The organism is Actinomadura sp. K4S16 (genome assembly GCF_008327685.1).
GTDB lineage: Bacteria > Actinomycetota > Actinomycetes > Streptosporangiales > Streptosporangiaceae > Spirillospora.
The window spans coordinates 1-15,934 of the sequence record NZ_BDDE01000017.1 but is presented as its reverse complement, the minus strand read 5'-3'; the positions used below and the strand labels follow the sequence as shown (position 1 = coordinate 15,934).

Annotated in this window: 15 protein-coding genes; 9 read left to right on the top strand and 6 right to left on the bottom strand. The window is 71.8% G+C overall.

The features are described from left to right. The first annotated feature begins 1 nt into the window (after position 1). Together K4S16_RS26120 and K4S16_RS26115 are read left to right on the top strand one after the other, a co-directional pair. Positions 2 to 400 (top strand): PaaI family thioesterase, encoded by a 399-nt coding sequence (locus K4S16_RS26120; RefSeq protein WP_149261695.1) that lies wholly within the window; start codon positions 2 to 4, stop codon positions 398 to 400. Between the two features lies 1 nt (position 401). Next, positions 402 to 1,091, top strand: coding sequence for a dienelactone hydrolase family protein (locus K4S16_RS26115; protein WP_149261694.1), 690 nt, complete (start codon positions 402 to 404; stop codon positions 1,089 to 1,091). Positions 1,092 to 1,151: 60 nt separating this feature from the next. On the opposite strand, the gene K4S16_RS26110 is transcribed toward K4S16_RS26115, so the two are convergent. Next, a complete protein-coding gene (locus K4S16_RS26110) occupies positions 1,152 to 3,815 on the bottom strand; it encodes a helix-turn-helix transcriptional regulator (RefSeq protein WP_149261693.1) in 2,664 nt (887 codons plus the stop codon). A 102-nt stretch (positions 3,816 to 3,917) separates the two neighbouring features. On the opposite strand from K4S16_RS26110, the gene K4S16_RS26105 reads away from it, so the two are divergent. Then, positions 3,918 to 4,988, top strand: a complete 1,071-nt coding sequence (locus tag K4S16_RS26105) for an alkene reductase (protein WP_200842123.1) — start codon at positions 3,918 to 3,920, stop codon at positions 4,986 to 4,988. A gap of 115 nt (positions 4,989 to 5,103) precedes the next feature. Here K4S16_RS26105 and K4S16_RS26100 read toward each other — a convergent pair whose 3' ends face one another. After that, on the bottom strand, positions 5,104 to 5,631 hold the full coding sequence (locus K4S16_RS26100) for a C40 family peptidase (protein ID WP_235037086.1): 528 nt from the start codon (positions 5,629 to 5,631) through the stop codon (positions 5,104 to 5,106). Between the two features lie 651 nt (positions 5,632 to 6,282). Between K4S16_RS26100 and K4S16_RS26095 the strand changes: the two genes are divergently transcribed. Continuing rightward, entirely contained in the window at positions 6,283 to 7,656 is a 1,374-nt protein-coding gene (locus K4S16_RS26095) for a glycoside hydrolase family 1 protein (RefSeq protein ID WP_200842122.1), read from the top strand. Between the two features lie 30 nt (positions 7,657 to 7,686). Here the strand turns inward: K4S16_RS26095 and K4S16_RS26090 are convergent, their stop codons facing one another. Both K4S16_RS26090 and K4S16_RS26085 read right to left on the bottom strand, forming a co-directional pair. Beyond that, a complete protein-coding gene (locus tag K4S16_RS26090) occupies positions 7,687 to 8,706 on the bottom strand; it encodes a DNA topoisomerase IB (protein WP_200842121.1) in 1,020 nt (339 codons plus the stop codon). A 25-nt stretch (positions 8,707 to 8,731) separates the two neighbouring features. Beyond that, positions 8,732 to 9,580, bottom strand: a complete 849-nt coding sequence (locus K4S16_RS26085) for an SDR family oxidoreductase (protein ID WP_149261690.1) — start codon at positions 9,578 to 9,580, stop codon at positions 8,732 to 8,734. A 161-nt stretch (positions 9,581 to 9,741) separates the two neighbouring features. Between K4S16_RS26085 and K4S16_RS26080 the strand changes: the two genes are divergently transcribed. The 3 genes from K4S16_RS26080 (at position 9,742) to K4S16_RS44475 (ending at position 12,560) form a co-directional block, all read left to right on the top strand. After that, on the top strand, positions 9,742 to 10,515 hold the full coding sequence (locus K4S16_RS26080) for an SDR family oxidoreductase (RefSeq protein ID WP_149261689.1): 774 nt from the start codon (positions 9,742 to 9,744) through the stop codon (positions 10,513 to 10,515). Positions 10,516 to 10,523: 8 nt separating this feature from the next. Beyond that, positions 10,524 to 11,288 (top strand): crotonase/enoyl-CoA hydratase family protein, encoded by a 765-nt coding sequence (locus K4S16_RS26075; protein WP_149261688.1) that lies wholly within the window; start codon positions 10,524 to 10,526, stop codon positions 11,286 to 11,288. 195 nt (positions 11,289 to 11,483) lie between these two features. Next, entirely contained in the window at positions 11,484 to 12,560 is a 1,077-nt protein-coding gene (locus K4S16_RS44475; protein ID WP_160161030.1) for a hypothetical protein, read from the top strand. 63 nt (positions 12,561 to 12,623) lie between these two features. Here the strand turns inward: K4S16_RS44475 and K4S16_RS26065 are convergent, their stop codons facing one another. Beyond that, entirely contained in the window at positions 12,624 to 13,073 is a 450-nt protein-coding gene (locus tag K4S16_RS26065) for a PASTA domain-containing protein (protein WP_149261687.1), read from the bottom strand. Between the two features lie 278 nt (positions 13,074 to 13,351). Continuing rightward, on the bottom strand, positions 13,352 to 14,053 hold the full coding sequence (locus K4S16_RS26060) for a hypothetical protein (RefSeq protein WP_149261686.1): 702 nt from the start codon (positions 14,051 to 14,053) through the stop codon (positions 13,352 to 13,354). Between the two features lie 401 nt (positions 14,054 to 14,454). On the opposite strand from K4S16_RS26060, the gene K4S16_RS26055 reads away from it, so the two are divergent. Then, positions 14,455 to 15,081 (top strand): L,D-transpeptidase family protein, encoded by a 627-nt coding sequence (locus tag K4S16_RS26055; RefSeq protein WP_149261685.1) that lies wholly within the window; start codon positions 14,455 to 14,457, stop codon positions 15,079 to 15,081. A gap of 85 nt (positions 15,082 to 15,166) precedes the next feature. Next, positions 15,167 to 15,934 (top strand): transposase (locus tag K4S16_RS26050; RefSeq protein WP_200842120.1); only part of this gene is annotated, 768 nt, incomplete at its 3' end.

Below are 15,934 nucleotides of genomic sequence, written 5' to 3'. Positions count from 1 at the left end.
GGTGACGTTGAAGCCTGAAGAGATCCTCCGTGACAACTTCGCGCCCTGGGTGCTCGATCTGGGCCTCGTGCCCGAGGAGGTGGGGGACGGGAGGGCGGTGCTGCGGCTGCCCTGGTCCGACCGGCTCGCCCGGGAGGGCGGCGCGCTGTCCGGGCAGGCGCTGATGGCCGCGGCCGACACGGCGGTGGTGCTGGCGGTGTCGGGGGCCAAGGGGGCCTTCGTGCCGATGACGACGGTGCAGCTGAGCACGACGTTCCAGCGGCCCGTCATCGGGCGGGACGTGCTCGTCGACGCGGAGCTGTCGAAGCTGGGCCGGACGCTGGCGTTCGCGGAGATCGACATGACGGCCGACGGGAAGACCGTCGCGCATGCCAGCGCGGTTTACGCCATCATCGGCTGACATGACGCGTATTGAGAAGGTTGTCGTTCCGGACGGCGAGTTCGACCTGCGGGTGTGGGGGACGCGCGGTCCCGGGATCCTGCTCCTCCAGGAGATCTTCGGCGTGGGCGACTACATGGAGGCCGTCGCCGAGGACCTGGTCGCGCTGGGGTACGTCGTGGCGGCGCCCGACATGTTCTGGCGGATCGAGCCCAACTGGACGACCGCGCACAACGAGGACGCCCTGCCCAAGGGGATGTCGATGGTCTCCCAGTTCGACTGGGAGAAGGGCGTGGGGGACGCCGTGGCGGCGCTGGGGGTCCTCAAGGGCCTGCCAGAGGTCGGCAAGGCGGGCGTCCTGGGGTTCTGCTTCGGCGGGACGCTCGCGTACCTGGTGGCCGCCAACGCCGAGGTCGATGCGGTGGTCTCGTTCTACGGGTCCGGTGTGCCGGACATGCTGGACCAGCTGGACGCCATCCAGGCGCCCACGCAGTTCCACTTCGGCGGCGACGACGCGTACATCCCCCGTGAGGAGGTCGCCGAGTTGGAGCGTGCCGTCGAGCAGAAGGACCACATGGAGATCCACGTCCAGGAGGACGGCGGGCACGCGTTCCACAACCGCAAGGCTCCGATGTTCTATCAGCCGGAGCCCGCCGCGCGCGCTTGGCGGCTCACAGAGGAGTTCCTCGCCCGGGCGCTCCCCGTCAGCTAGCGGGTCGGGCAGTGGGCGGCGTCTAGGGCGTCGCCCACTGCGAGGGCTGGGCCGGAAGGCTCATGCGGGCTCCGGGATCAGGCGGGACAGCTCCTTGCGCGAGGAGATGCCGAGCTTGGGATACGCCTTGTAGAGGTGGTACTCGACCGTGCGGGGGCTGAGGAACAGCTGGGCGGCGATGTCGCGGCTGCTGATCCCCTCCGCCGCGAGACGGACGACCTGCAGTTCCTGCGAGGTGAGGCGGTCGAGGAGGTGCGCGGCCGCCGGCGTCGCGGCCGCCCCGGCCTCGCCGGTGGCCCGCAGTTCGCCGCGCGCGCGGTCGAGCCAGGGGGCGGCGCTGAGCCGTTCGAAGGTCTCGGCGGCGGAGCGGAGCGGGTCGCGGGCCTGCGACCGGCGCCTGCAGCGGCGCAGCCACTCGCCGTAGAGGAGTTCCGTGCGTGCCCGCTCGAACGGGCGCATCGACTCCCGGTGGAGTTCCACGGCCTTCACGTAGGGCTCTTCGGCGTCGTCGAGGAGCGCCTCGCACCGGAGCGCGACGGCCAGGGCCCAGGGCTGCTTGCTCGCCTCGGCCCAGGCTGACAGGTCCTCGTACGCCGTGCGGGCCTGGTCGGGGCATCCCGCGCGGACGGCGGCCTCCACCAGGTCGGCCGCGTAGAGCACGGCGTCCGCGCCGTACCGGTGCGGGCGGGCGGCGGCGTCCAGGTGGCGCAGCGCGTCGTCGTAGCGGCCGAGGCCGAGATGGAGCAGGCCGCGCGCGGCGGTGAGCGGTCCCGCGTCCGGGGCGGGCGCGATGGCGGCCAGCTCGCGCAGCCGGTCCTCGTCGCCCTCGATCGCCGCGATCCTGGCCAGGACGGCGCCGTAGCGTCCCTCCGGGTTCGGCAGGCCGGTGGCGCGGGCGAGCGCGACGGCCTCGGCGGCGCTGGACGCGGCGTCGGCGTGCAGCCCGGCCGCGAGCCGGGCCCGCGCCTGGGTCCGCAGGACGGCGGGGAGCGCGCCGATGAGGCTCTGTCCGCGGCGGTGGGCGACCTCGGCGGCGGTCAGGTCGAGGGCGGCCTCGTCGTCGCCCAGCACGAGCGCGAGCTGCGCCGGCTCGAGGTCGTCGGGGCCAGGTCCGGTCGGAGCGGGCACGGCGGCGCGTGCCTCGGCGACCACCCCGGCGAGCAGCGGCAGGCCGCGCGCGTGGTCGCCGTCCGCCAGCAGGGCGAGGCCGCGCACCGCGTCGTCCTCGGGCAGCAGCTCGGCCGCGCGGCGCAGGGCGGGCGTCTCTCCGGCCGCCCAGGCGTAGGCGGCGCCGGTGCGGAGCATCGCGGGGCGGTCGGCGGGCGCCGCGCGGGACGCGTGCTCGACCAGCATGCGGGCGGCGACGCGCGGTTCGCCGCGCTCGTACTCGACGGCGGCGAGGACGCGGCCGAGCCGCGCGTGCTCGGCGGGGTCGGCGGTGAGCTTCGCGGCCTGGGCGGCGAGGTCGCCGGCCTGGTCGGGCTGCCCGGCCCGCAGCGTCATGGCGGCCGCGGCGCCGAGCCGCGCGGCGCGCGCGGCGGGGGCGGGCGACAGCTCCGCCGACTGCCGGTAGAGGGCGGCCGCGGTCGGGTGGGCGGCGCGGTCGCGGGCACGTGCGGCGGCGGCGGCGACATCGGCGGCCACGTCCTCGTCCGGGGCGAGCGCGGCGGCCGCCCGGTGCCGGGCGCGGCAGCCGGGCTCGTCGGAGGCTTCGGCGAGGGCCCGGTGGACGGTGACGCGCCGTGCGGTCGGCGCGCCCTGGTAGACCGCGGCCCGGATCAGCGGGTGGCGAAAGGCGATCATCCGGCCGGTCACCTCGACCAGCCGGGCGCGCTCGGCCTCGGCGAGGTCGTCGAGTCCGACGCCGAGCGCGTCCGCGGCGGCGAGCATGGCCGGCATGTACCCGCGGCCCTCGGACGCGGCGACCAGCAGCATCAGCCGGGCGCGGTCGGTGAGCCGCCCGATCCGGGCCTGGAAGGACACGACGACCCGGTCGGTGATCGGAAGCGGGCGCGGGCCGTCCGGCGCCCGGTCCGCGGTGGCGGCGAACTCCAGCAGGGCGAGGGGGTTGCCGGCCGATTCCAGGAGGACCCGCTCGCGGGCGGAGGACGGCAGGTCGCGGTCGGCGAGGACGCGTTCGGCGTCGTCGCGCTCCAGCCTGCCCACGGCCAGTTCCGGCAGTCCCGTGCCGGTGAACGCCTCGTCCCTGGTGGCGAACAGCATCACCACCCCTTCGGCGGCGAGCCGCCTGGCCGCGAACAGGAGCGCCTCCTGCGTCGCGGTGTCGAGCCATTGGGCGTCGTCGACCAGGCACAGCACCGGGCCGTCCTGGTCGGCGAGGTCGGCGAGGAGCGTCAGCACGCCCAAACCGATGGTGAACCGGTCCTGGACGGCGGCGCCCGACGCGGGGTCCACCTTGCCCAGCGCGACGCCGAGCGCGGACGCCTGCGGAGCGGGCAGCGCGCAGACCTCGTCGCGGACGGGCCAGAGCAACTGGTTGAGGCCGGCGAAGGCGATGCCCGTCTCCGCCTCTATCCCCACGACCCGGAGCAGGCGTCCTCCCGTCCCGTCCTCGGGGAGGAGCCCCGCGGCCTCGTCGAGGAGCGCGGACTTGCCGATGCCCGCCTCGCCGCGCAGCACGAGGACGCCGCTGCGCCGATGGTCGCGCGCGGCGGCGACGAGTGCGGCGATCCGCTCCTGTTCGGTCTTCCGCCCGTAGAGCACATGTCCAAACTACGGGGCCCACTACCGAAACCTTACGGATTCGCCCCGCACCTGCCGGCTCCTAGCGTCATGACCACTGTGGACAGCCGCTAGGAGGACGTGATGGACGAACTGTTCGAGCCGCTGCGGGCCGGGAAGCTGGAACTGCCGAACCGGCTGGTGATGTCGCCGATGACCCGCAGCCGGGCCGCGGCGGGCGGCCTGGTGACCGCGTCGACCGCCGAGTACTACGCGCAGCGGGCCGCCGCCGGGTTGATCGTCACGGAGGGGACGCAGCCGAGCGCCCGGGGGCAGGGGTACGTCGCCACGCCCGGGCTGCACTCGGACGAGCAGGTGGAGGCATGGCGGGCGGTGACGGACGCGGTGCACGCCGAGGGCGGCCGCATCTTCGCCCAGCTCATGCACGCGGGGAGGGTCGGGCACCCCGTCCTGTACCCGGACGGCGGGCTGCCGGTGGCCCCGTCGCCGATCGCCACCGGGGGCAAGATCTTCACCCCGGACGGGATGCTCGACCACCCGGTGCCCCGCGAGATGACCGCGGACGACATCGCGCAGGCCGTCCAGGAGTTCGCGGACGCGGCCCGCAACGCGTCCGAGGCCGGGTTCGACGGGGTGGAGCTGCACGGCGCCAACGGGTACCTGATCAATCAGTTCCTCGCGGACGGCAGCAACCGGCGGACGGACGAGTACGGCGGGACGGCCGAGAACCGCGCCCGGTTCGGGATCGAGGCCGCGCGGGCGGTCGCCGGGGCGGTCGGGCCGGAGCGGGTCGGCTTCCGGGTCTCGCCGGGCACGACCGTCAACGGCGTCCGCGAGAGCGACACGCCGGAGCTGTACTCGGCGCTGGTGGCGGGGCTGGCGCCGCTCGGGCTCGGATACCTCCACGTCATGGAGCTCGACCGGGAGCAGACCCGGCGGATCCGCGCCGAGTGGCCGGGGACGCTGATCGTCAACCCGCGCCCGCTGCCGGGGACGGACGCTGGGACGCCGGAGGCCGGCGTCGAGGTGCTGCGGGAGGGCGTGGCGGACGCCGTGGCGTTCGGGCGGCTGTGGCTGGCGAACCCGGACCTGCCCGCCCGCATCAGGGCCGGCGGCCCCTACAACGAGCCCGACCCGGCGACCTTCTTCGGCGGCGACCACCGCGGCTACACCGACTACCCCGTCCTCGGCTGACCGGCCCCCGCGGACGGACCCGGCGGGCATCCGGAGGCGGAGAGGCGAACAGCCGGGAGGGAAGGCGAAGGCCCCGCGCCGGGCGGGCGGCGCGGGGCCTGGCGTGCGTCCGGGGTCAGTAACCCGGCCGGACCGCGCCGTGGAAGTTGCGCTTGTAGTAGCCGTTCAGCTTGATCTTCTTGACCCGCTTGCCGGAGCTCGGCGCGTGGATCATGTAGCCGTGCCCGGCGTAGATGCCCATGTGGGTCCGGCCGCCGTAGAAGAACAGCAGGTCGCCCTTGACGGCGCCCTTCCACGAGACCTTCTTGTGGACGGCCTTGTAGATCTGCTGGGTGGTCCGGGGGAGCTTCACCCCGGCCTTGCGCCAGGAGCCTCCGGCGAGCCCGGAGCAGTCCCACGAGCCGGGGCCCGTGCCGCCGTAGCGGTAGGGGTCGCCGATCTGCTTGGCCGCGTACTTCACGGCGTAGGCCGCGCGCTTCTTCTGCTTCGCGATCCGGGCCTGCTTCGCGGTGACCGTGGTGCCGGTGACCGTCGAGGCCGGAGCAGCGGCGAGCGTCGCCCGCTGCGGAGCGGCCGACGCGGGGCCGGCCGCAAGGACGGACGCGCCGAGCGCGGTGGTCGTGGTGAGCACGAGCCCGCCCACGGTGAATCCGGCCTTCAGGGGGTTTCGAGGGGTATGCAGAATGTCTCCAGACCTCGCGGTTGATGCCTACCGGGCAGCCGTCACCCACCGGATTTCTTCGGTGGGTGGGGATGCCGCGACCGATTTCGCAGCGTCATTGGCGGAGGACGCAGGGAAATGGCGGCCGCTTCCGGTTCCGTGCCTCTCGGCTGCACGGATTCGGCGTCCGACGACGGCTTCCGGGCGAGGTCCCTGGGGGGACGACCTGGGGGGTCCGCGCCGGCCTCCCGTGGAGGCCGGCGCGCCGCCGCCGCGCGTCGGGGTGCGTGTTCTGTTGTCCCAGCGGCTCAGGTGCCGCATGAACCGGGCAGGAAGCTAGCCAGCGCCCGGCGCGGGTGGCAAATCACCAGGCCGTTGTCCATGGTGCCGGTGGTCCGTTTGAGACTGCGGTCCAGCGCCCTGCCAGCGGCGATCAATCGAGCCTTTCATGAATTGTGAACCGAGTCACACGCCATTGAGAAATGGGCAATTCCTTTATTGATCTGTGATTTGCAGCACGTTGGGGGAGTGTGCCGGAGTTGCCGGATCTGGCCGTGTCCGGCCATTGACGGGGCCCCGCGCGCCCCCTGTGATGCGAAGGAGATTCATGTCCGCCTCCGGAGGGAGCGCCCCGTGTTCGGCAGGTCCGGCAGAGCACGCCCCGTCCATCTCCTCTCGGCCCTCACCCTCTCGGTCGGCCTCGCGCTGACCGCCGCGTCCCCCGCCACCGCGTCCCCCGCCGCGTCCCCCGCCGAGCCCGCCACCGCCAAGTTCCCGCCGGGCTTCCTCTGGGGCGTCGCCACGTCCGGCTTCCAGAGCGAAGGCTCCTTCCCCGACAGCAACTGGACGAGGTACGCCGACCGCAAGGCCCCGGGCGTCACCGACCCGTACGAGAACTCCGTCGACTTCCGGAACCGCTACCCAGGCGACCTGAAGCTCGCCCAGGGCCTCGGCGCGAACGTCTTCCGGACGTCCATCGAGTGGGCCCGCGTCGAACCGCGCCGCGGCCACCGCGACCCCGAGGCGCTCGCCTACTACGACGACCTCGTCCGCCGGATCAAGGCGGACGGCATGCGCCCGATGCTGACGCTCGACCACTGGGTGTACCCCGGCTGGGTGGCCGACCAGGGCGCCTGGGACAACCCCAGGACGCAGGAGGACTGGCTCCGCAACGCCCGCTTCATCGTGGACAGGTACAAGCGCCAGGGCGTCGTCTGGATCACGTTCAACGAGGCGAGCTCCTACATCTACAAGGAGCTCGCGGCCCGCCCGATGGACCTCGGGCAGATGCTGAAGATGCGCGACGCCCTCATCAGGACGCACCGCGCCGCCTACGACATGATCCACGCGGTGGACCCGGGCGCCCCGGTGTCGAGCAACGTCGCCTACGGGTCCCCGGTCAACGGCATCTTCGACGCGGCCCTGTTCAACGACGTCACCGACAAGCTCGACTTCATCGGCATCGACTACTACTACGGCGCCAACCTGCAGAACGGCACCGCGGCCAACGCGCTCATGGGCGAGTTCTGGAAGATCGACCCCGAGCCCGAGGGCCTGTACTACGTGCTCAGGAACTACCAGCGGCGGCTGCCGAACCTGCCCGTCTACGTGGTCGAGAACGGCATGTCGACCGACAACGGCAAGCCGCGCGCGGACGGCTACACGCGCTCCGACCACCTGCGCGACCACGTCTACTGGATCCAGCGCGCGATGGCCGACGGCGTGAAGATGATGGGCTACAACTACTGGAGCCTCACCGACAACTACGAGTGGGGCAGCTACCGGCCGCGGTTCGGCCTCTACACGGTGGACGCGCTGACCGACCCGTCCCTGGCGCGCCGCCCGACCGACGCCGTCCCGACCTACCGGTCGATCATCGCGAACCGGGGCGTCCCCGCCGGATACGTGCCGGTGCGCAAGCCCGGCTGGTGCTCGGTCGAGGACCCCGTCGCCACCTGCCTCGGCACGACGCCCACCCCGCCCGCCGCCTACCGCCTCGCGGAATGACGATCCGGGCGCGGCGAGCCCGGACCCGGGTCAGGAGGCTGCGCGGAGCAGGTCGAGGACGGCCTGCTCCGCCGGCCCCTGCGTCGCCGGCTCGCCCTCGGCGACGTCCACGCCGAGCCGTCCGAGGGCGGGCGCGATCGTCGTGCCCTCCTCGTACAGCTCGATGATGCGCGCGTCGATGTAGGACGCCCGCGCGACGGCCGGGGTGTTGCCGAGGTAGGACGCGACCTCCTTGACGACGCGGACGACGGCGCGGTTGCGGGCGGCCTCGCTGTCCCCGGCGCGCACCGACACCGCGAGCCCCACGGCGGCGAGGACGGTGGCGTGCCACGTCCGGAAGTCCTTGGCGGTGAAGTCGCCCCCGGTGACCTCGCGGATGAACTCGTTGATGTCGGACGTGGTGACGTCGTGCCAGCCGGCCGGCGTCCGGTAGGCGAGCAGTTCGGGCGAGTCGTCGCCGCGCCGCCTGAGCCCGCTCACCACCTTGCAGACGTTCTCCTCCGCGACCGCCTGGTACCGGTCCTTCGACCCCTTTGCGGGGTACTCGAACGTCACCTGCCCGCGCCCGCAGCTGACGTGCTCGCGCAGGACGGTCGCGAGCCCGAAGGTGCCGTTCTCGGCCGCGTAGGCCTCCCCGCCGATCCGGAAGAAGCCGAGATCGATGAGGCGGACGGCCGCCGCGAGCACCCGCTCGCGCGTGTAGCCCCGTCCGGCCAGGTACTCGGTGAGCCGGTGGCGGACCTTGGGCAGGCGCTCCGCCAGCTCCAGGACGTGCTTGTGCTTCTCGCGGTCGCGCTGCTCCCGCCACGCGTCGTGGTACAGGTACTGGCGGCGCCCGGCCGCGTCCGTGCCCACGGCCTGGATGTGGCCGTCCGGATCGGGGCAGATCCAGACGTCCTTCCACGCGGGAGGGATGACGAGCGCCTTGATCCGCTCCTTCTCGGCGGGGTCGGGGAGGGGGCGGCCGTCGAGCCCGAGGTACACGAATCCCCTGCCGCACCTTCGGCGCCCGTAACCGGGTTCGTTCAGGTCGCTGCGCTGCAGTTTCACTTGTCGTTCCATCAGTGCCGTTCCGTCAGCCTGGATGGATCTCCCCGCCGGCGGGCACCAGGGTCTGCCCGGTGTAGTAGGACGACTGGCGGTTCGAGGCGAAGAACACGTAGGACGGCGCGATCTCGTCGGGGTCGGCGGCGCGTCCCATCGGGGCCTGCTGCCCGAAGCCCTCGACCTTCTCCTCGTCGAAGGTGGCGGGGATGAGCGGCGTCCAGACCGGGCCGGGGGCGACGCAGTTGACCCGGATCTCGCGGTCCATGAGGTTCTGGGCGAGGCAGGTGGTCAGCGCCATCGCCGCCGCCTTGCTGGCGGAGTAGTCGATGAGCGACTTGTTGCCGCGCAGCCCGTTGATGGACCCGGTGATGATGATGTTCGACCCGGGCCCCATGTGGTCGAGGGCCTCCTGGACCGTCCAGAACAGCGAGAACACGTTCACCTCGAACGTCCGCCGCAGCTGCGCGTCGTCGATCTCGCGGACGTCCTTCACCGGCGTCTGGGTGCCGTGGTGCAGGACGAGCACGTCGAGGCCGCCGAGGTCGCGGACGGTGTGCGTGACGATCTCGCGCGCGTGCCGCTCCTCGGCCAGGTCGCCGCCGAGGGTGACGCAGCGCCGCCCGGCCGCCTCGACGAGGCCCGCGGTGTGCCGGGCGTCGTCGTCCTCTTCCAGGTAGGTGATCGCGACGTCCGCGCCCTCCTTGGCGAACGCGACGGCCGTCGCGCGGCCGATGCCGGAGTCGCCGCCGGTGATCAGCGCGCGGCGCCCGGCCAGCAGGCCGCTGCCGGTGTGGTCGCGCATCTCGTCGCGGGGCTCGGGCGTCATGTCCTTCGTCCGCCCGGGGTAGGACTGGCTCTGTGCAGGACGCTCGCTCATGGGGGTCGGGTGCCCCTGTCGGGGAAGAGCAAACGTTCTCTATTGTGACTCCCGAGTAACATCGCGGCTCCGCAATCCGCAGGGGTGTGAGCAGAGCGCGCGACGACGTCTGGATAGCATCACCCCGAACCACATTCGGTCCCTCACGTAAGGTGTCGCTTATGGACCTGAACGGAGTTTCCGCCGTCGTATCCGGTGGCGCGAGCGGCCTCGGTGAGGCCACCGTCCGCGCGCTGGCCGCCGAAGGCGCCAAGGTCGTCATCGCCGACCTGAACGAGGACAAGGGCAAGGCGCTCGCCGACGAGGTCGGCGGCGTCTTCGTCAAGACGGACGTGTCGAGCGAGGAGCAGGCGCAGGCCGCGGTGCAGGCCGCCGTCGACACCGGCGCCCCGCTGCGCGTCATCGTCAACAGCGCCGGCATCGGCTGGGCCTCGCGGACGGTGAACCGCGACGGCAGCCCGCACGACCTGGCCTCCTACGAGACCGTCATCCGGGTCAACCTGATCGGCACCTTCAACCTCATGCGGCTCGGCGCCGCGGCCATCTCCAAGACCGAGCCCGCCGACGAGGACGGCCTGCGCGGCGTGGTGATCAACACCGCGTCCATCGCCGGCATCGAGGGCCAGACCGGGCAGATCGCCTACTCCGCCTCCAAGGGCGGCATCATCGGCATGACGCTGCCCGCCGCGCGCGACCTCGCCGCGATCGGCGTCCGGGTCAACACCATCTGCCCGGGCATCATCGACACCCCGATCTACGGCGAGGGCGAGGCCGCGGACGCGTTCAAGGCCAAGCTCGCCGCGCCCGTCCCGTTCCCGAAGCGGATGGGCAAGGCGTCGGAGTTCGCCCACCTCGTCAAGTCCCTGATCGAGAACGACTACATGAACGGCGAGACGATCCGCTTCGACGGCGGTATCCGCTTCCAGCCGAAGTGAGGCACTGAATGACCGACGCTGTCCTTACCGAAGAAGACGGCGCCGTCCTCGTCATCACCATCAACCGTCCCGAGGCCCGCAACGCGGTCAACGGCGAGGTGGCGAAGGGGATCGCGGCGGCCGTCGACGAGCTCGACTCCCGCAAGGACCTGTCCATCGGCATCCTCACCGGCGCGGGCGGGACGTTCTGCGCCGGCATGGACCTCAAGGGCTTCCTGACGGGCGACAACCCGACCGTCGAGGGGCGCGGGTTCGCCGGCATCACCGAGCGTCCGGCGGCCAAGCCGCTGATCGCCGCCATCGAGGGCTACGCCCTGGCCGGCGGCTGCGAGGTGGCGCTGTCCTGCGACATGATCGTCGCGGCCAGGGACGCCCAGTTCGGGCTGCCCGAGCCGAAGCGCGGTCTGGTCGCCGCGGGCGGCGGGCTGCTGCGGCTGCCGCAGCGCATCCCGTTCCACATCGCCATGGAGATCGCCCTCACCGGCGACAAGTACCCGGCGGAGCGGATGGCCGAGCTCGGGTTCGTCAACCGGCTCGCCGAGCCGGGCGGCGCGCTCGCCGCGGCCAAGGAGCTGGCCCTGAAGGTCGCCGAGAACGCCCCGCTGGCGCTCGCGGCCACCAAGAAGGTCATCGTCGAGTCCGCCGACTGGACGTCCGCCGAGGCGTGGAAGAAGCAGCAGGACATCACCCTGCCGGTCTTCATGTCCAAGGACGCCCAGGAGGGCCCGGCGGCCTTCGCCGAGAAGCGCAAGCCGAACTGGAAGGGCGAGTAGTCCTCCGGCCCGAGTAGCGCTCCGGCATCGCGTCGGCACGCAGAGCGCCCGGAACTTCACAGTTCCGGGCGTTTTGCGGTTTCCGTGGCGTCCTGATCCGGTCGCCCAGTAAGTTCCACTTACTCAACAGTAAGTAATGCCGTACTCTTTTGCGCACGCTTGCTGTGATCTTGGGAGCTGTGGATCTTGCGACAGATGAGACGGAACGCGGTGCCGGCGACGATCGCCGCCCTCGCCTGCGCCGCCGGGACGGTCGCGCTGGCGGCCCCCGCGCAGGCCGCCGGCTGGAAGAACATCGGCAGTACGGCGCTCGCCTACAACGGCAGCCTCGACCGGGTCGACTTCGGCGCCAAGAACGCCGGATGGGCCGTCGGCGCCGCCGGCTCCTTCTTCGGCCCGGAGGCCAAGCTCGTCAAGTGGAACGGCTCGGCGTGGGTCGCCGACAAGAGCCCGGTCGGCTTCACCCCGACCGACGTCGCCGTCTCCAGCGCCACCAAGGCGTGGGTCATCGGCTACAACATGAGCGGCACCCTCGGCCTCTACTGGAACGGCACCAAGTGGAGCCAGGTCGCCTACCCGATGGTGGGCTTCCCGACCGCCGTCTCCGCCGCCCCTGACGGCACCGCCTACTCCGTCGCGGGCGTCGACGCCGCGTCCGGCGGCCCGAGCGCGATCCTGCGCTGGACGGGCACCGCGTGGGTCGACCCCAAGGTCCCGCTGCCGGCCTCCACGTCCATCACCGCCGTGGACGTCCGGGCCAAGAACGACGTGTGGCTCGCGGGCACGACGTCCGCCACCGGCACCTCCGTGACCGGCCTGGTGATGCACTTCGACGGCACGTCCTGGAAGAAGATCGACGTCCCCGGCTCCCTGGGCGTCCCCGGCTACCAGGGCACCCTGCACCGCATCGTCGCCAACTCGGCGACGAACGTGTACGTCCTGCGCGTCCGGCAGAACGCCCAGATCACCAACGCGATCCAGCGCTACAACGGCAAGACCTGGACGACGGTGAACACGCCGCTGAACGCCGCGGGCATCGGCCTGTCCTCCGACGGCGCGTCCGGCGTCGTCATGCTCCCGATCACCACCGGGACCAAGACCCAGTACATGCACTACAACGGCACCGCGTGGACGACCCTCAACGGCCCCTCCCGCACCGGCACCGTCCAGGCGTCCGACATCGACGCCCGCCCCGGCACCACCGGCATCATCAGCACCGGCACGGCCTCCACGCCGGACAAGAAGACCCCGTTCATCGAGTACTTCTCGTAGCCTCCGCCGGCCGCTGTTCCGTCCGGGCGAGCAACCCGGACGGAACAGCGCCCGCCCGGCGGCCTATTCGCCGATCTTCTTCGAGTAGAGGGTGATCGTCGTCCCGGTGCCGACCTTCGCACCGGCTTTCGGATACTGCCGGACGACGACCCAGTTCCGATCCCACAGCAGCATCCGCCCCTGCCCCGTCGCGTCTTTTTCCGCGAGCATGAAGAACCCGGCGGCCTGCAGTTCGTTCTGCGCGGTCTGGTGGTTGTGACCGACGACCTTCGGGACACGGACCTTCACCGGCGACTTCGGCGAGGCCGCAGTGGTGGAGCCGGCCGATGGAGCGCGGCTCACCTCCGGGGTGCCGGGTGCGGACGCAGGGGACGTGGACGGCGGGGGCGCCGTGCCCGGCTGCTTGGCCGCGGCGGGCTCCCCGGCACCGCTGTTTCCGTTCCCCGCTGCGCAGCCGACGAGCGCGCCGGACAAGCAGAGCATCGCGACGACCGCGACAACCGGTCCTGGCACGCCCGTGCGCCGATGCGGTGGCGAAGAAGACATATGGATTCCCGTCATTGGTGGCTGTCATATCGATGAGGCGTGTGTGGGACGGACGCGCCACCGACTCCGTTCACACACAGTCAGTTCTCTGTCACCACTCGGCCACAGGGAAGCCCGCCCGGCGGGCGATCTGATAGCCCTTCGGCGCGTGCGGCCTTGGGGTGGCCTTACGTGCGTTGCCGTTGTTGAAGACGGCGACAACCGGTCCCATCAGGACGTTCCCGGCGTTTAAGGAGAGCCATCGCTCACGGAGACGGGCACTGAGGTAGTCGGTACATGGTGGCTGTGCGCGTCCTCTGTCCTTGGACGATGTTGAACTGGGCACATTCGGCCGCTTCGACTTCGCCGGCGGGGGTGAGGGAGATGTAGTCGGCGACGATGATGGTCTCGGTCCCGTTCCGCTTGAAGGACCAGAGCGAGCTCAGGTCCCCGCTGACCATCGGCCGGACCTGTGGCTCGGTGAGGTGGCCGGCGGCCGCCGCGGTGTGGAGTTCGGCGCGGGTGGCTTCAGCGGTCTCGCGGATCTGCTCGATGGCCCGGGGACGGGTGCTGGGAGGGCGCGGGCACCGGTCGAGTCTGGACGTTTCGATACGCGGTGGTCGCCGAGTAGGAGCGCGGTCGACGGTGAAGCGGTAGCAGAAGTCGTCGACGCCCTTGCCGAACATGCCGCCGTAGCCGATCTGCAGGACGACGATCTCAGTGCGAGTCCCAGTGGTCGTGAAGCGCACCAGCTGGGAGTGTGACGCGGTGGCGGCGTGCAACGCCGCATGCTGATCGATGCCGCCGCGGCGGGCCGCCGCGGCCAGAGCAGTGGCGACCTGGTCTTTGACCCTGCCCTCGGCGTCGCGTTGGGGTTCGTCCAACCACCAGGGCAGCCCGAACCACAGCAGGAACGGGACGCCGGCGACCGCGACCAGGCCGAGGAAGCAGCCGAGTCGGGCGAGCATTCGCCAGCCCCGGTCTGGTTCCGGATGGTCGGCACGTGGGCCCTGAGTCACGATCGAGACTCTCCTAGCGTCGCGGAATGCGCCGAACGAGGATGCACTGAGGCGATCTTTGATGGGGCGGCTTTCGGCAGTCTGAGCGCTCTCTTCGGCGGCGTCCAGGGGGACGTCCCGTGCCGGACAGTTCGCCGCTCGACGCGAATGCTCGGGTGAGATGACCTTGGTCGGGGTACAGGACGAAGTGTGCTGGGCTGGGCACGCTCCGTTCGGATGGGAAAGCAGAGGTGCCGCAAATGGGTTCGGGTGCTGGGCGGGTCATGGTTCTGTCCGCTGCCTCGGTTCTCTCTGTTGCTGCGGTGCTCGCTGCGGGTCCTGCGCCGCCGGCGTCCGCTCAGGAGAGGGCGTTGGAGCCCTGCCAGGCGCTCGGCCAAGGGAAGGCGCGCTACGGGGCGGGTGCGGCCCGGCATGTGGTCTTCGCCGTGGCGGCCGGGTACGGGACGACCGAGGTGACCGTCACCGAATGCGTCCGGAAGGGGCGCTCGTGGAAGACACTTCTGAGCGCTCCCGGGCACATTGGGCGGAACGGTTACGCCGAACCGGGGGCCAAGCGGGAGGGCGACGGCAAGTCGCCGACCGGCTCGTACAGCCTCACCGAGGCGTTCGGTGAAGGGGACCCGGGTACCCGCCTTCCCTACCGCCGGCTGCGGGAGAGCGGCGACTGCTGGGGGTCGACGATCGGGGACCGGCGGTACAACCGCTACTACCGGGGCGCCTGCCTGCCCGCCGACGAGGACCTATCGAAGATCATGCGGAACGGGCCCTACCGGCAGGCCGTGGTGATCAACTACAACCGGCCTCCGGACTCGCGGATCGTCCAGGGGAACGGTTCGGCGATCTTCATGCACATCGGCACGGGGCAGACCGCGGGCTGCGTCTCGATGGAGCGGCCCGTCCTGGAGTCCGTCATGCGGACCCTGCGGCCGCATGACCGGATCATGATGGGGACGAGCCGGTCCCTGTTCCGCGACTGACAGAGATGATGTAGGTGAGCGCCTCCCGGCGGGGGTCTGACCCAGCGACTGACTGACCTTGGGTCCTGAACGGGATCTGTCGGCCTTGGCCGGGAGGCGACCCGCCGATGCGGCCGGGTACGCCGCGCTGCTGGACTGGATGCGCCGGTTCGGGCAGGTGGGGCCGGTCGGGGTCGAGGGCACCGGCGCTTATGGGGCGGGGCTGGCCCGCCTGCTGCGCGACCAGGGCGTCGATGTCGTCGAGGTCGACCGCCCCGACCGCAGGACCCGCCGGTTCCAGGGCAAGTCCGACCCCATCGACGCCGTCCACGCGGCCAAGACCGCCCTGGTCGGCGAGCGGACCGGCGTCCCCGAACGGCGTGACGGCCGCGTTGAGGCGCTGCGCAATCTGCGGGTGGCCCGCCGCTCGGCGGTCGACCAGCGGGCCGACGCCCAGCGCCAGATCAAGGCACTGATCGTCACCGCCCCCGACGAACTGCGTGAACGCCTGCGCGGCCTGCCGGTCAAGGAGCTGATCAGCCTTTGCGCGGGCCTGCGGCCCGACCGGGCCGACGCCGCGTCACCGGCCACCGCCGCCAAGATCGCCCTGCGCTCACTGGCCCGCCGCCACCAGCAGCTGTCGGCCGAGATCACCGATCTGGACGAGATCCTGGCCCCACTGGTGGCCGCGATCAACCCCCGCCTGGTCGCCGCCAACGGGGTCGGCACCGACGTCGCCGGCCAGCTCCTGGTCACCGCCGGCCACAACCACGACCGGCTCACCTGCGAGGCGGCGTTCGCCATGCTCTGCGGCGCCGCCCCGATCCCGGCCTCCTCCGGCAAGACCACCCGGCACCGCCTCAACCGCGGCGGT

Coding starts and splice junctions, on each gene's coding strand:
- K4S16_RS26115 (WP_149261694.1), top strand. CDS start 402: ATGACGCGTATTGAGAAGGTTGTCGTTCCGGACGGCGAGTTCGACCTG.
- K4S16_RS26105 (WP_200842123.1), top strand. CDS start 3,918: ATGGACGAACTGTTCGAGCCGCTGCGGGCCGGGAAGCTGGAACTGCCG.
- K4S16_RS26085 (WP_149261690.1), bottom strand. CDS start 9,580: ATGAGCGAGCGTCCTGCACAGAGCCAGTCCTACCCCGGGCGGACGAAG.
- K4S16_RS26080 (WP_149261689.1), top strand. CDS start 9,742: ATGGACCTGAACGGAGTTTCCGCCGTCGTATCCGGTGGCGCGAGCGGC.
- K4S16_RS26075 (WP_149261688.1), top strand. CDS start 10,524: ATGACCGACGCTGTCCTTACCGAAGAAGACGGCGCCGTCCTCGTCATC.
- K4S16_RS44475 (WP_160161030.1), top strand. CDS start 11,484: ATGAGACGGAACGCGGTGCCGGCGACGATCGCCGCCCTCGCCTGCGCC.
- K4S16_RS26060 (WP_149261686.1), bottom strand. CDS start 14,053: ATGCTCGCCCGACTCGGCTGCTTCCTCGGCCTGGTCGCGGTCGCCGGC.